A 15,312-nucleotide genomic window follows, 5' to 3' on the forward strand; every position below is an offset into this window, starting at 1 on the left:
TTGTTTTTTTATTTGGTCGAAATGAACAAGATTGCGAAATTTTTGGACAGTCTCAAGGTTAAAAATAGACATCTAGAAAAGCAATAAAAATTTTTTAGACTAAAATTCCATTTTGATTAAATAAATCAAAATGGAATTTTCTTTTTTAAAGAAAAAATCAAATTACGATTCTCCTTCATGATCAAAGTAGCCTTTAACTTTGACCTTAGTAGAAAAGAAATTTAAAAATAAAACAACAAAAGATAAAAAAAACATAGATTGTATACTTACTAAAACCCGTCCTAATAAAGTTATAGGATGAAAATCGCCATATCCTATAGAATTAGATGTAATAAGACTAAAATAAATAGGCTCAAACCAATGTTTAAAAGGCTTATTCATTTGATTACCCATAGCATATAATACCCCAAATCCAATAACAACTTCGGCATAATTTAAAAATAATAGTAACATAGAACGTTTATATGAACGAGGTCTTGAAAACAAATCTGAAGCAAATATTAAAGTAGGAATATAAAAAAAAGTTTCTAGTAAAAGATAAATCATTATACTAATGATAAAGATATTATTTTGCCATCCATTTATTAATATAATAAGTGGAAAAACAACCTTTGCCACTACATAAAAATCTATAGTAATGTCTTCGTACTCAAAATTTATTTTGTGCGCAAGCTGCTTTATATAAATTCCAGGAAAAAGCAGCTGAGAAGAAGATAAAAGTAAACGTACAATTTTTTCAATACCGCTATCATCCTGATGATCATTATTCCATATAGAAAGGATATTTAGTATTCGTTTTTTTATAGGATCATGTTTAGGCTTATCTTTTTTATGTTGTTTCCCTAAAATTAGTTTTTTATAAAAATGTTTTAAAGGCATGGTAAAAATATTACAATGTTAAAAGATAAATATTTTAGAAATGATTCAATTTTGAAAACATAATAAATAAAGATGAATCCTATAAAAACATTTCTAAAAGCTGTAGAATTACAAATATACATTTTCAAAAGATACCATTATTAATAAAAGCAAAGTTATTAGAACAAGTAGTATAGAGTATTTATTATAAAATAAGAAATAACAATTCAGTCATTAGAATTTACAATTCAGTATTAAATAATTTTTTTAGAATTTATAGTTTTTCAATTTTGGACAGTAAAATAACGAAATCAATGAAAAAAATAGTAAATTTTTTAATGATTGTTTTTAGTACTCTTTCTCTTTCACAAACTAAAATAGAAGGAAAAGTGATCGATAAAAAACAACATGTTATATCAGGTGCTAACGTTTTTATAGAAGGAACTTATGATGGAAGTATAACCTTAATAGATGGAACTTTTTATTTTGAAACCTATGAAAAAGGAGTACAAAACTTAATTATAAATCAGTTAGGGTTTGATGAATTAAAAGTGCCAATAAACATAGAAAAAAATCAAACAAACACCTACATCTTAAAAACTACTATAAATGCCTTAGATGCTGTAACAATTACTGCGGGAACTATTAAGGCAGGAGATAATAGCAAAGTATCAGCCTTAAAACCACTAGATATATTAACTACAGCTGGTGCCTTAGGTGATGTTGTAGGAGCTTTTCAGACAATGCCAGGAGCACAAATAAATGGAGAAAGCGGCCGTTTGTTTGTTAGAGGTGGCGAAAGTGATGAAACACAAACTTACATAGATGGAATTAGAGTAGCGCAACCTTATGGGGTTACACCAAACAATTTGCCTACTCGAAGCCGATTTTCTCCCTTATTGTTCAATGGAATGACATTTTCGACAGGAGGTTATTCAGCAGAATTTGGAGATGCTTTATCGAGCGTTTTGCTAATGAATACAATTAATGAACCAGAAATAGAAAAAGCTGATTTTGGAATCATGTCAGTAGGCACCTCAATAGGTAAGACTAAAAAATGGAAAAAAGGTTCATTAAGTTTAAATACCTCCTATATTAATTTAGGACCTTATCAATGGTTAATTCCCCAAAATATTCAATGGAATAAACCCTATCAGACTTTGGGAGGAGAAAGTGTTTTAAGACAAAAATTAAATAATGGAATTTTTAAGTTTTATGTAGCATTAGATCATTCTTCATTTGATTTAAATCAAACAGAAATAGGTACATTAATCTTAAAAAGAATTCATAATACTAATAACAATCTATATCTAAACTCTTTCTATAAAAAAACGTTTATGGATAATTGGATCCTTACAACAGGGGGGAGTTTAGGTAGAAATGAAATAAATATGTTCGTGAAACAAGATGATTTATATACAAAAGAATTGGCAACACATCTAAAATTAAAAATAGATAAAAAATTTTCAAATAGATTTACATTATCCTTTGGTGGAGATTATTTTTATACTCGCTTTAATGAAAAATACACACTTGAAAATAAAACAGAATATAAATTAGGTTATCAAAGCCAAATAGGAGCATTATTTGCAGAATCAGATTTGTACCTATCAAATGATTTTGCATTAAAATTAGGTACTCGTTTTACATACAATAGTTTGATAAACCAAAAGGTATTAGAACCAAGAGCATCACTAGCCTATAAAATTTCAAAAAATAACCAATTTTCATTTGCCTATGGTGATTTTCATCAAGCACCTAAACAAGATTATTTAAAATATACAGCTTCATTAGACTTTGAAAACACACATCATTATATTCTAAATTATTTATATACTGCCAATAAAAGAACACTTCGTGCCGAATTATATTTTAAAAACTACAAAAACCTTATAAAATATAATACAATACAACCTTTATATAATTCGCAATTTACTAATACAGGACATGGGTATGCACAAGGAATAGATCTATTTTGGAGAGATAATAATACGTTTAAAAAACTAGAATATTGGATAAGTTATAGCTACATTGATAGTAAGCGGGATTTTAAAAATTATTCGTATGAAGTAACTCCCTCCTTTGTAGCTAATCATACCTTATCATTAGTCGGTAAATATTGGATAGAAGACTGGAAATCCCAAATAAGTATAACAAATAGTTTTGCTACAGGTAGACCTTATAACAATCCCAACGAATCACAGTTTATGAATGGCAAAACCAAAGCCTATAATAATTTAAGTCTTAGTTGGGCTTATTTATTAACAACTCAAAAAATACTTTATTTCTCAATATCAAATGTTTTAGGACGCGATAATGTTTTTGGTTATCAATACGCCTCAAAAGCAGATTCAAGCGGTGTTTTTCAAAGAGAAACTATTGCTCAACCAGCTAATCGTTTTTTCTTTATAGGCTTTTTTTGGACAATAAGTAAAGACAAAAAAAACAATCAATTAGAAAATTTATAGATTTTAAAAAAGAGTGTTGTTGTTATTTATCAATTAATAACAATCCATCTATAAAAAATTACAGTTCAGCTAGAATTCGTTTTTAAAACATACTACTTACAGTAATTTTGAAATAGAAAAAATAGAATATTCAAAAACAATTAAATTTAAAAATTATGGTACGTCTTTTAACATTTTTAGCATTTATAATCAGTTCAGTAATCTTTGGACAAGAAGGGAAATATGAACAAACCATGGGAAAAGCATTAGCAATTTGGAAAGAAGGGAAAACAATGGAAGCATCTGCTATTTTTGAACGAATAGCATTCGCTGAAAAAAAAGAATGGTTACCAGATTATTACATTGCTTTGATTAATTGCACAGAAGCATTTAATCCAATAAATAAAGAAAAAAGTACAGATCTAATAAATAAAGCACAAACAGCCTTAGAAAGTGCTAAAAATAAAAGTCTTAAAAACGATGAAATCAATGTATTACAAGCACTAATCTATCTAGTAACTTTAGTTCAAGATCCTATGAATAATTCTATAAAATATTCACCATTAATCATGACTGAATACCAAACAGCTTTAATCATTAACCCTAATAACCCACGTGCTGTTTTTGGAAAGGCAGAGTTTGAATTAGGAGGTGCTAAGTGGACAGGAGTTGATACAAAGCCATTATGTGAAGAAATAAATCGGTCATTAGAACTTTTTGCTAATTTTAAACCTGAATCACCCTTACACCCAAAATGGGGATTTGAAAGAGCAAAACAAGTTGCAACTACTTGTAAATAATAAAATAAAAATAGAATAAAAAGACATCAAATGAATAAATGGATCAAAACAATACCTACAGCTATTCTAATTAGCTTTTTTATAGGACTAGCATTGTTATTTATCAACTATCTTAATGGGGCAATTATAACTTGGACTTATTTAAAATGGAGCTTTTTTTATGCTTTTCTTTATGGAATAAGTTTGTATTACGCTAATGGTATTGTTTTTGTCTTTTTTGATCGTCTGTTTAAAGAAAATAGATTTGCTCCAAAGCGACTTATTTTAGGAAGTGCAACTTCTTTTGTTGTTTCTCTATTTATGATTTTTCTTTTAAGAATTTTTGAAAGTGTTATGATAGATGATGAAACATTTTTAGAATTTATAAAAAATGAAAAAGCATCTAATTATGTGGTTTCTATGGTTATTACCTTAATTGTTACTTTAGGTCTATATTTATTCCATTTCTATAAAAATTATCAAGAATATAAACTCACAGAACAAAAAGTAATAGCGGGTACAGCTTCTGCTAAATTTGAAACATTAAAAAATCAAATAGATCCTCATTTTTTATTCAATAGTTTAAATGTTTTAAGTTCCTTAATTGAAGAAAATCCAGAACAAGCACAACGGTTTACTAGCTCATTATCTAAAATTTATAGATATGTTTTAGAACAAAAAGATAAAGAATTAGTACCTGTAGAAGAAGAATTATCTTTTGCAAAAACATATATGAATTTACTTAAAATGAGATTTGAAAATAGTTTGAGCTTTGAATTGCCCGTAGATTTTAATAATTCAGACGCTAGAGTTGTTCCTCTTTCTCTTCAGTTACTTTTAGAAAATACCATTAAACATAATGTAGCAAGCGAAAAAAAAACATTGTACATAAAAATTTTTATAGAAAACAATTATTTAGTAGTAGAAAATAATTTACAAAAAAAAGAAGTATTACAAAAACATAAAGGAGTGGGCTTACAAAATATTATTAATCGTTATGAATTAATTTCTTATCGGAAAGTTTTAATTCAACAAACAGGTACTTGTTTTAGGGTTTATATTCCTATTTTAACAAAACAGATTACTATTATGGAAACACAAGATATTTATAACGAAAATTTAGCCTTTACTAAAGCTAAAGAAAGAGTAGAAAAAATAAAATCTTTTTATGCAAATTTAATATCCTATTGTAGTATAATTCCTTTTTTAATATTAATCAATTCAAAAACATCAAATTTTAATTGGTTTTGGTTTCCACTAATAGGTTGGGGAATGGGATTATTTTTTCATGCTATAGAAGTTTTTGGTTATGGAAAAAATTGGGAAGAACGAAAGATTAAAGAAATTCTAAGAAAAGAAAATCTTCAAAATAAAAAATGGGATTAGTAAAATGATATAATAATTTTTAGATAAAATTATAAAAAAATGGAAAATTTTAATGATGGTTTTCAACGTTATGAAAAAGCAAGGAAAAAAGTAAAAGAAATCAAAGATTTTTACTCACATCTTATTTCTTATTTATGTATAAATACTTTTTTCATTTTTATAAACCTAAAATATTCATCAAATCATATTTGGTTTTTTTATCCAATGCTAGGTTGGGGGATAGGCTTGTTTTTTCATGGTTTAAAAGTTTATGACTTTTCTTTTATTAGTAAGAATTGGGAAGAGCGAAAAATTCAAGAACTCATAGAAGAAGAAAAAAAAAGAAATAATAATAAATAAACAAAAAGAATGGAAAATAGAGAAGAATATAAAAAAATGAAACATTTTATCCCTACAAATGAAGAAGAATCTCGTTATTTAGAAGCTTATAAACAAGTAAAGAAAATAAAAGGATTTTATACCCATTTAATAATATATATATTTATTAATACAATACTTTATATAGCAAATATTCAAAATATAAAAGAAAATGAAAGTTATTTAGAATGGCATTATTTTTACACAGCATTTTTTTGGGGAATAGGTTTACTTGCACACGGATTATCCGTATTTTTACCCAATATGATTTTAGGCTCTAAGTGGGAACAAAAAAAAATACAAGAATTAATAAAACAAGAGCAACAAAATAAAAAGCAATGGAATTAATCTATAAAATATATTTAAAAAAATGAATATTATAATTATAGAAGATGAAAAACCATCAGCACGTTTATTGCAACGTAAAGTAGAAAAATTAGGACTACTTGTAAATCAATTATTACATTCTGTTGAAGAAGCAATACAGTGGTTTCAAAATAATCAACACCCCGATTTGATTTTTTTAGATATTCAATTATCAGATGGTTTATCATTTGAAATTTTTGAAACAATTGATATAAAAAGTGCTGTTATTTTTACAACCGCTTATGATGAATATGCCTTACGTGCTTTTAAATTAAATAGTATTGATTATTTATTAAAACCTATTGATGAAGATGATTTAGAGAAAGCTATTCATAAGTTTAAATCTCGTACATCAACTCTACAAAATCTTTCATTAGATTTTGATATGATTAGGCGTATGCTCGTAAATCCTGTTGAAAAAGAATATAAAAAACGTTTTACTGTAAAAATAGGACAACAATTAAAACTAATTGAAATTCAAGAAATAGAATGTTTTTATAGTCAAGATAAAGGTACCTATTTGCATACTCTAGATAATCGTGATTATTTATTAGAAGGAACTTTAGAACAATTAGAAAACGAACTTAATCCAGAAGATTTTTATCGAATATCTAGAAAATTTATTGTGCCTTTAAAATCAATTAAAGAAATTCAATTACACAGTAATTCAAGATTAAAATTAATATTACCCTCATATAAAGATGATGAAATAATAGTTGCTCGTGAAAGAGTGAATGATTTTAAAAAATGGATAGGTTGATACTATTTTTATTCATAATGCCATTTAAATTTAAAATATACTAGATTAAAAAGTAAAGTTTTCTATACGTTTTTTATTTTAAAAACAACTCGAATAGATGGTTGAGTATATACTTGAAATCATCGTTAGTTCGAGCGCGAAGCACATCGAAAAAAAACATTAATTTTTGTTGCTTTTGTAGATGTACTATTTTTAAAAAACAAAATTTAAAGTTTAAATGGTATAAGAATTAAGTTAGAAAACACAAATAAAACCCTAAAGAGAAAAGATTAATGAATATTAAAAAGTAGAAAAAGTAATGAAGAGTAATTATTTCCTACTTTTATTTGTCTTTTTTGGATCAATCAAAAAATAAATATAATAAGGATAAAAAATAAGAGGAAATATTGAATAGATCCTCTTATTTAATTTTATTTACTTAAGTTTTTCATTTCTTTTTCGATCATTTCATAAAATTGATCAATTTTTGGCATGATAATAATTCTTGTTCGTCTGTTTTTAGAACGATTTTCAGGAGTATCATTATCAACTAATGGAATGTGAAAACTTCTTCCTGCAGGTATTAATTGCTTAGGATTTACGCCTAAATCTTTTTCTAATACACGAACAATAGAGGTAGCTCTTTTTACAGAAAGATCCCAATTGTCTAGTAAAACACTATTTTTTATAGGCAAATTATCAGTATGACCTTCTACCATACACTCAAAATCAGGTTTGCTATTAACCACTTTGGCAACCTTTCCTAGCACTCCTCTAGCCCTATCACTCACATCATAGCTGCCTGATTTAAATAACAAATTATCTGCTATAGAAATCATTACAACTCCCTTTTCTACATTTATATTAATATCTGGATCATCTATTCCTACTTCACGTTTTAAACTTGTAACAAGTGCCAAGGTTACGGAATCTTTTTTAGTTAAAGCATCTTGTAAACGATTAATTTTTAAGTCTTTTTCTTTAATTGTTTCCAATGCTTTTTCTATATTCTGAGCTCCTTTTTGCGTTAAAACAGTCATTTCTTTCGAACTATTAATCAAATCAGAAGTGTTTTTTCTTAAATTTTGATTTTCATTTTGTAGAGCAGCTAAACTAGCATTAAGTCCCGATTTTTCTTCTAAACAAGAATTTAACTTAATAGTTGCAGTATTCAACAAATCTTGTGTTTCTTTATTTTTAGCTTCTAATTCAGTATATTTTTTTTTAGAAACACATGAGGTCGTTAAAAGACCTAAAAGTGATAATGTTAAAAATGTTTTATTCATTTTATTTTAATTTTGATATAGATCAGCAAAAATTTTGCCATTTTTAATAAAATAACGATAAACTATAGAATTTATTTTGTAATAATTTTCTTTTTGATTTAGATCTCTATTTTTTAAATATTTAGGAAGATTAGTGTATAAATAGTAATGTGATTTTAAAACAGCCCAAAAATGTTTAGGTTTTAATTCAATTAAAAATTTTATACCAGCTATTCCATCTAATAGCATTCTTACAAGCAAGATAGGAATTAATTTTGATGTGGGAAGATTTTTAGTCATCATCCACAATGAGTTTCTAAAATTTAAAAATGTTTTTTGAGGAGAACCTGTTTTTAAAGTACCTCCACCAAGATGATAAACAGTAGATAATCCACAATACTTAGTTTGGTAACCTTTATTAAAGGCTCTCCAACACAAATCAATTTCTTCTTGATGCGCAAAAAAATCAGAATCCAATCCATTAAGTTCTCTAAACACGTCTTTTCGTATAAAAAAACAAGCACCTGTAGCCCAAAAAATATCAATAATATCGTTGTATTGACCTTTGTCCTCTTCTAAAGTATCAAAAATTCTACCTCTGCAAAAAGGAAATCCATATCGGTCAATAAACCCTCCAGCAGCACCTGCATATTCAAACATAGTTTTATTTTTATAATCTAATATTTTAGGTTGTGCAATAGCAACTGTTAGATCTTTTTCAAATAAATCTATAATGGGGTTTAGCCAATCTTTTGTTACTTCTATGTCAGAATTTACTAATGCGTAAATATCTTCTTCAACATACTTTAAAGCTTCATTATAACCTTTTGCATAACCAAAATTCCCTGTATTTTGTATGATTTTTACAAAAGGAAATTGTGTTTTTATAAATTCTACAGAATGATCAGTAGAAGCATTATCTGCAACATAAATAGTTGCTTCTGAAGAATGCTGAATAATTGATGGAAGAAATTGATCTAATAATTTTTGTCCATTCCAATTAAGTATGACAACGGCAATTTTTTTCATATTTAGGAGTTTTACTAAATAAGCCTTTTAATTTTTTTAATAATTAATCAAATATTTTACAACTACAAAAATAAGTGTAATAAAAGAGATAGTGTAATAGATACCTTTAATTATTGTAAAAAAACTCGATAATTCAATTAAATTTTTAGAAAGAATAGGATAGATTTCTAGTATGCAGATAATGCAAATGTTTTCGGTATAATCAAATAAAGCCGAAATGATAGGTAATAAAACTATGTAAATAAATTGAGTTTCTAATAAATTAAGTTTTTTGAGAAAACAAATAAAGATAAAACTAATTGCAAATAAAATAGGAAAGATCAAATTTAGGGGAATTTGCTGATACAAATAAGCTTGACGACCTTTTGTGTCTAAATTGTGAAATAAATTTTTTGCTTCAATGTAAGAATAACCCAAAAGACGAACGTCAAATATTCTTATTTTAATTTCATCATTTTTTACATTAGGGATATTAATACTCAGGATTAAAATAAATACTATGATTGTACTAAAAAATAAAACGAGTACTTTTTTCCGTTTATGTTTTGTGAGATATTATTAAGCACAATTAAATAGGATATTCAGGAAGGTTATGTAAAAAAATATATTTCTCATTTTCAAAATCCATTTTACAAAAATAATGATTTAAGCCATTTGTAACCATTAAATATTGAGCATTTAAAACCAAATTATAACGAGCTATTTGATCAAAAGTTTGTTGTGAAATTTTTACTTCAGGTGCTTTGCATTCTATTAATAAAAAAATAGATCCATTAGGTTGAAAAACAACAATATCATACCGTTTAATTAAATCATTAATTTTAATTAATTTTTCAACATTAATACATGATTTAGGATATTTTTTTTCTTCCAATAAGAAACGAATTACATTTTGACGAACCCATTCTTCAGGTGTAAGCATTATAAATTTTTTACGAATTTCATCAAAAATAGATACTTTATTTTCGTTATTTTTGAACCGAAATTGATAGCTAGGAAAATTTAATTTTATCATTTTCCAAAAATAGTTTTTTTACTTTCAGGTTTCAAGTTCTTTTTAATCTGGATTATGCGTTAGCTTTTGTATGAAGATAAAAAGACAAAGAGGATAAAAATGCACGAAAATTTTTATACAAATATATTTTTATTATATCGAGAATAAAAAACGTACTACTTTTTTAGATTCAAAGTTATTTTTTTGTAATAAACTGACAATGCGTAAGCTAGGTTTAAAATTTAAACTTTAAAAAAAGAAATATGGATGAAGCACTAAAGATTATAAAAGACATAAAGGCAGGAATTATTAAACCTATTTATTTTTTAATGGGGGAAGAACCTTATTATATTGATAAACTTTCAGAATATATAGAACAAAATATTTTACAAGAACACGAAAGAGATTTTAATCAAACAATACTTTATGGTCGTGATGTTACAATAGAAGATATTGTAGGAAATGCGAAACGTTATCCTATGATGGCAGATAAACAAGTAGTTATTGTAAAAGAAGCTCAAGAATTATCACGTACCATTGATAAATTAGAAGCTTATGCTGAAAATCCACAAGATACCACAGTTTTAGTACTCTGTTATAAATATAAAACATTAGACAAAAGGAAAAAGGTTACTAAAGTTTTAGAGAAAAACGGATTAGTTTTTGAAAGTAAAAAGTTATATGAAAATCAAGTAAGTACTTGGTTGACCCGGGTTTTACAAGGTAAAAAACTACAAATAGAACCTAAAGCGGTACAAATGTTTGTTGATTTTTTAGGAACTGATTTAAGTAGAATTGCCAATGAAATAGACAAACTTTCTATAATATTAAAGCAAGGAGAAGTTATTACACCTGCTATTATAGAAGAAAATATTGGGTTCAGTAAAGATTTTAACCCCTTTGAATTACGAAAAGCAATCGGTGAACGAAATCAGCTTCAAGCATATAAAATAGCAGATCATTTTGCTCAAAACCCAAAAGATAATCCAATTGTTTTAACCATAGGTTTAGTGTTTAGTTTCTTTTCACAATTATTACAATATCATGGATTGAAAGATAAAAATCCTAAAAATGTGGCATCAGTATTAAAAGTAAATCCCTTTTTTGTAAAAGACTACGAATTAGCAGCCCGAAATTATCCTATGAAAAAAGTAAGCGGTATTGTAGCAACACTAAAGGATATAGATTTAAAAAGTAAAGGAGTAGGAGCAACTAATCTTTCACAAGATGATTTATTAAAAGAAATGTTAGTTAAAATTTTTAACTAAATTTACGATATTTGCAACTTTAAAGTAATTAAAATATTGAGTTTAAAATGAGTGTAGGAATGAATAAAAATACAGTTCTAGCATGGGCAACATTTATAATGATTGTTATGGGAGTAATTTTAATAGGGTTAGGTATTTATCGTTATGCAGAGGTAGCAGGATGGGGATTCAGTGCAGTAGGAATTGGTTTTTTTGCTAATGCTTGGGTTTTTAATGCTTTAAAAGGAAGAGTTTAAAATAATAATCAATCATAGTTTTTAGTTTTCAATCATTATTTTGAGTTCTAAATTTTAAAATTATAAATTATAGTTATGTCAGACGATAAGAAAGTAATATTTTCAATGTCGAAGGTAAGTAAAACTTACTCTTCAACAAACAAACAAGTATTAAAAGATATTTATTTAAGTTTTTTTTATGGTGCTAAAATTGGTATTTTAGGATTAAATGGTTCAGGTAAATCATCTTTATTAAAAATTATAGCAGGGATTGATAAAAATCACCAAGGAGACGTGGTTTTTGCGCCAGGTTATACAGTAGGGTATTTAGAGCAAGAACCTCAATTAGACGAAGAAAAAACAGTAATAGAAATTGTTAGAGAAGGAGCAGCAGAAGCCGTTAAATTACTTGAAGAATTTAATACAATTAACGATCAGTTTGGTTTGCCTGAAGTTTATGAAAATGCTGATAAAATGCAAAAACTAATGGATCGTCAAGCAGAATTACAAGATAAAATAGATGCTTGTGGTGCTTGGGAACTAGATAATAAACTTGAAGTAGCAATGGATGCACTTCGTTGCCCAGATGCAGATACGCCAATAAAAGTATTATCAGGAGGAGAACGTCGTCGTGTAGCATTATGTCGTTTATTATTACAAGAACCTGATGTACTATTATTAGACGAGCCTACTAACCACCTAGATGCAGAATCAGTTCATTGGTTAGAACAACATTTACAACAATATAAAGGAACTATTATAGCAGTAACCCACGATCGTTATTTCTTAGATAATGTGGCTGGCTGGATTCTTGAACTAGATAGAGGAGAAGGTATTCCTTGGAAAGGAAACTACTCATCTTGGTTAGATCAAAAAGCCAAACGATTAGAACAAGAAGAAAAAACAGAATCAAAACGACGTAAGATTTTAGAACGAGAGTTAGACTGGGTTCGTCAAGGAGCTAAGGGACGTCAAACAAAACAAAAAGCACGTCTTCAAAATTATGATCGTTTATTAAATGAAGACTCTAAACAATTAGAAGAAAAATTAGAATTATATATACCTAATGGACCTCGTTTAGGAACGAATGTAATTGACGCTAAAAATGTTGCTAAAGCATTTGGCGATAAATTATTATATGATAATTTAAATTTTACTCTACCACAAGCGGGCATTGTGGGAATTATTGGACCTAATGGTGCAGGTAAGTCAACCATTTTCCGTATGATAATGGGAGAGCAGCAAGCTGATTCAGGTTCATTTGAAATAGGAGAAACTGTAAAAATTGCATACGTTGATCAAACCCATAAAAACATTGATCCAGAAAAATCTATATGGGAAAATTTCTGTGATGGTCAAGAATTAATTATGATGGGAGGACGACAAGTAAATTCGCGTGCCTATTTATCTAAATTCAATTTTTCGGGTAGTGAACAAAATAAAAAAGTTTCAACATTATCAGGAGGAGAGCGTAATCGTTTGCATTTAGCAATGACCCTACGTGAAGAAGGTAACGTATTGTTATTAGATGAGCCTACAAATGATTTAGATGTAAATACTCTTCGTGCATTAGAAGAAGGTTTAGAGAATTTTGCAGGTTGTGCTGTAATTATTTCTCACGACCGTTGGTTCCTAGACCGTGTGTGTACACATATTTTAGCTTTTGAAGGTGATTCACAAGTATACTATTTTGAAGGAGGATTTACAGATTATGAAGAAAATCGTAAAAAACGCCTAGGCGATTTAGTACCAACCAGAATAAAATATAAAAAATTGGTTAGATAAAATATTATTTTAATAAATTTCCTAAATCCCCTAAAATACTTTTAGGGGTGTTTTTTTAAATAATATGATAAAAAAAAACCTAAAATAATGTGAAAAAGGTATAATAACATTCAAATTTTGAAAATTCCTCATAATAATATTTTTTAATCTTGAGATTGTCCAAAAAGTTCGCAATCTTGTCATCGAGACCAAAGAGAGAAACTACACAATGTTGATTATGATACTCCTCCAATGTACTTATAGTAATTTTTATTCAAAATATAAATGATATGAAAAAATGACTTTACTTAAGATCTGTCTAAGTATAGAATTTAAAAAATTAATTTTCTTGATAGTTAATTAATAAATCAATAAACTTACTGTAACTTTTCATACCCTCTTTCTGTTGATTTAGCTTTAAAAAATAATCATAAAAGATTTCAAAACCTTCATTTATGATAGATTCATGTGATGACCAAAAAAAATTACTTTCATCAAAGTTTTTTAAAATCCCAGGATTGATTGTTTGTAGTATTCTTTTGAGTTCTTTTTGATCTTTAGATTCAATATTTACTAGACAATAACGTAAAGCATACGTATAACCGGCGTATTGAAAGAATAAATTTTGGTTATGGATAGTAGCTAGAAATCCAATAAAATTACACTCACTCTCACTAGAATACCCGATTTGATGAGCCATTTCATGACAAACTATTGCGGGTAAATTATAAGATGGAAGCATATTATTTATTTGTGCCTCATTTGTAAAAGGATTTAAATAACCTCCAAACCCCATATAAGTTAGTGGGTAGCTAAACAAAGAGTTTTTTATACTGGTCTTTTTATACTCAAAAAAAGAATGTCTGTTTTTTAAATTAATATATCCAGATTGAGCTAACTCAAATATTTGAACAGCTGTATAAGGACTGATTACTTTTTGATTTATATTACGTGTTAATTTAAACTGAATTTTATTTGTTTTGTGTATAAGATTTTGGGTAAATTGTAAAAGTTCTTTTTGACTATAATCTGTTTTAAGATTCATCTTTTTATAAAGAGGTATTCGATAATAGTTATAAGCCCAAAGTAAATGAAAAATAAAATACATGGTTACTAAAAAAGAAAAGAGATTTTTAGTGTTTTCTTTCCAACATATTTTACGATTTTTATATAACCAATATGGAAGATAAATTAATGCTAAAATATAAATACAATCACCAATAGAAAAAGGAATCCATCCAAAAATAATTCTATTTAATTTTGAAATCATAAGGTAAAATCCATTACTATAATATTGCTCTACAATAGTAGGGAATTTTGAAAATATCTTTAAGAGTAATATTTGAAATACAAAGAATATAAAAAATAAGATATTTTTTGATATTTTTAAATTATTGATTTTTAGTGGTTTCATGTTTTTTAATTAATCAATAAATTTAGTTTTTAACTCTGGAGAAGGGATCATACAAGTTACTTTTTTTCCATACCATTTATAACGATTTTTAGCAACAAAATCATATAGAAAGTCTCGTAAGTTAATTGGAATTATTTTAAAAATAAAGAACCAATTTAGAATAGATAAACTTTGTGCAATCTTTAAAACAGCTTCTGATTTATAATAATAAGCTTGATTGGGAATATATAATACAATACTTTCTATATTTCTATTTTTAATTCCCAGATATTGAAGTACTTCTTGTCCTAACTCAGATTCTAAAGTTACAAAACGAAAAATATCATTTTTGTCATGCTTAATGATATATTGTACCCAATAATTACAAAGATTGCACACTCCGTCAAAAAGTATGATTTGTTTATCTTTTGGTAGTTTCTGCATTAATTTAA

At 26.9% G+C, this 15,312-nt stretch carries 15 protein-coding genes; 9 read left to right on the plus strand and 6 right to left on the minus strand.

All coding sequences use genetic code 11. The features are described 5' to 3' along the window. Positions 1 to 162: 162 nt before the first annotated feature. Positions 163 to 879 carry a potassium channel family protein gene (locus tag AWN65_RS04755; RefSeq protein ID WP_060382116.1) on the minus strand — a complete coding sequence of 239 codons (717 nt, stop codon included), beginning with the start codon at positions 877 to 879 and terminating at the stop codon, positions 163 to 165. A gap of 293 nt (positions 880 to 1,172) precedes the next feature. On the opposite strand from AWN65_RS04755, the gene AWN65_RS04760 reads away from it, so the two are divergent. From AWN65_RS04760 to AWN65_RS04785, 6 genes are all read left to right on the plus strand, one after another. After that, on the plus strand, positions 1,173 to 3,326 hold the full coding sequence (locus AWN65_RS04760; RefSeq protein WP_060382117.1) for a TonB-dependent receptor: 2,154 nt from the start codon (positions 1,173 to 1,175) through the stop codon (positions 3,324 to 3,326). Between the two features lie 155 nt (positions 3,327 to 3,481). After that, positions 3,482 to 4,105, plus strand: coding sequence for a hypothetical protein (locus AWN65_RS04765; protein WP_060382118.1), 624 nt, complete (start codon positions 3,482 to 3,484; stop codon positions 4,103 to 4,105). 30 nt (positions 4,106 to 4,135) lie between these two features. Next, entirely contained in the window at positions 4,136 to 5,470 is a 1,335-nt protein-coding gene (locus tag AWN65_RS04770) for a histidine kinase (protein WP_060382119.1), read from the plus strand. Between the two features lie 39 nt (positions 5,471 to 5,509). Further along, the gene (locus AWN65_RS04775) at positions 5,510 to 5,809 is read left to right on the plus strand and encodes a 2TM domain-containing protein (protein ID WP_060382120.1); all 300 of its coding nucleotides are present in this window, start codon (positions 5,510 to 5,512) and stop codon (positions 5,807 to 5,809) included. A gap of 9 nt (positions 5,810 to 5,818) precedes the next feature. Further along, positions 5,819 to 6,175 carry a 2TM domain-containing protein gene (locus AWN65_RS04780; RefSeq protein ID WP_060382121.1) on the plus strand — a complete coding sequence of 119 codons (357 nt, stop codon included), beginning with the start codon at positions 5,819 to 5,821 and terminating at the stop codon, positions 6,173 to 6,175. 22 nt (positions 6,176 to 6,197) lie between these two features. Next, positions 6,198 to 6,953, plus strand: a complete 756-nt coding sequence (locus tag AWN65_RS04785) for a LytR/AlgR family response regulator transcription factor (protein ID WP_060382122.1) — start codon at positions 6,198 to 6,200, stop codon at positions 6,951 to 6,953. A gap of 410 nt (positions 6,954 to 7,363) precedes the next feature. Here AWN65_RS04785 and AWN65_RS04790 read toward each other — a convergent pair whose 3' ends face one another. The 3 genes from AWN65_RS04790 to AWN65_RS04805 all read right to left on the minus strand — a co-directional run bounded on the left by AWN65_RS04790 (position 7,364) and on the right by AWN65_RS04805 (position 10,241). Then, on the minus strand, positions 7,364 to 8,218 hold the full coding sequence (locus tag AWN65_RS04790; RefSeq protein ID WP_060382123.1) for an OmpA/MotB family protein: 855 nt from the start codon (positions 8,216 to 8,218) through the stop codon (positions 7,364 to 7,366). 6 nt (positions 8,219 to 8,224) lie between these two features. Next, the gene (locus AWN65_RS04795) at positions 8,225 to 9,226 is read right to left on the minus strand and encodes a glycosyltransferase family 2 protein (RefSeq protein WP_060382124.1); all 1,002 of its coding nucleotides are present in this window, start codon (positions 9,224 to 9,226) and stop codon (positions 8,225 to 8,227) included. 568 nt (positions 9,227 to 9,794) lie between these two features. Next, positions 9,795 to 10,241, minus strand: a complete 447-nt coding sequence (locus tag AWN65_RS04805; RefSeq protein WP_060382126.1) for a type I restriction enzyme HsdR N-terminal domain-containing protein — start codon at positions 10,239 to 10,241, stop codon at positions 9,795 to 9,797. A gap of 242 nt (positions 10,242 to 10,483) precedes the next feature. Here AWN65_RS04805 and holA point away from each other — a divergent pair, with 242 nt between their 5' ends. From holA to ettA, 3 genes are all read left to right on the plus strand, one after another. Continuing rightward, positions 10,484 to 11,488 carry a DNA polymerase III subunit delta gene (holA, locus tag AWN65_RS04810; protein ID WP_060382127.1) on the plus strand — a complete coding sequence of 335 codons (1,005 nt, stop codon included), beginning with the start codon at positions 10,484 to 10,486 and terminating at the stop codon, positions 11,486 to 11,488. A gap of 47 nt (positions 11,489 to 11,535) precedes the next feature. Then, positions 11,536 to 11,724 (plus strand): CAL67264 family membrane protein, encoded by a 189-nt coding sequence (locus AWN65_RS15015; RefSeq protein WP_060382128.1) that lies wholly within the window; start codon positions 11,536 to 11,538, stop codon positions 11,722 to 11,724. A gap of 75 nt (positions 11,725 to 11,799) precedes the next feature. After that, positions 11,800 to 13,488 carry an energy-dependent translational throttle protein EttA gene (gene ettA / locus AWN65_RS04820; RefSeq protein ID WP_060382129.1) on the plus strand — a complete coding sequence of 563 codons (1,689 nt, stop codon included), beginning with the start codon at positions 11,800 to 11,802 and terminating at the stop codon, positions 13,486 to 13,488. A 319-nt stretch (positions 13,489 to 13,807) separates the two neighbouring features. Here ettA and AWN65_RS04825 read toward each other — a convergent pair whose 3' ends face one another. Both AWN65_RS04825 and AWN65_RS04830 read right to left on the minus strand, forming a co-directional pair. After that, positions 13,808 to 14,881: a DUF3810 domain-containing protein gene (locus AWN65_RS04825; protein ID WP_060382130.1), complete on the minus strand. Its 1,074-nt coding sequence runs from the start codon at positions 14,879 to 14,881 to the stop codon at positions 13,808 to 13,810. A gap of 9 nt (positions 14,882 to 14,890) precedes the next feature. Continuing rightward, the gene (locus AWN65_RS04830; protein ID WP_060382131.1) at positions 14,891 to 15,304 is read right to left on the minus strand and encodes a thiol-disulfide oxidoreductase DCC family protein; all 414 of its coding nucleotides are present in this window, start codon (positions 15,302 to 15,304) and stop codon (positions 14,891 to 14,893) included. Positions 15,305 to 15,312: the final 8 nt, after the last annotated feature.

Source organism: Flavobacterium covae, assembly GCF_001534645.1.
Lineage (GTDB): Bacteria > Bacteroidota > Bacteroidia > Flavobacteriales > Flavobacteriaceae > Flavobacterium > Flavobacterium covae.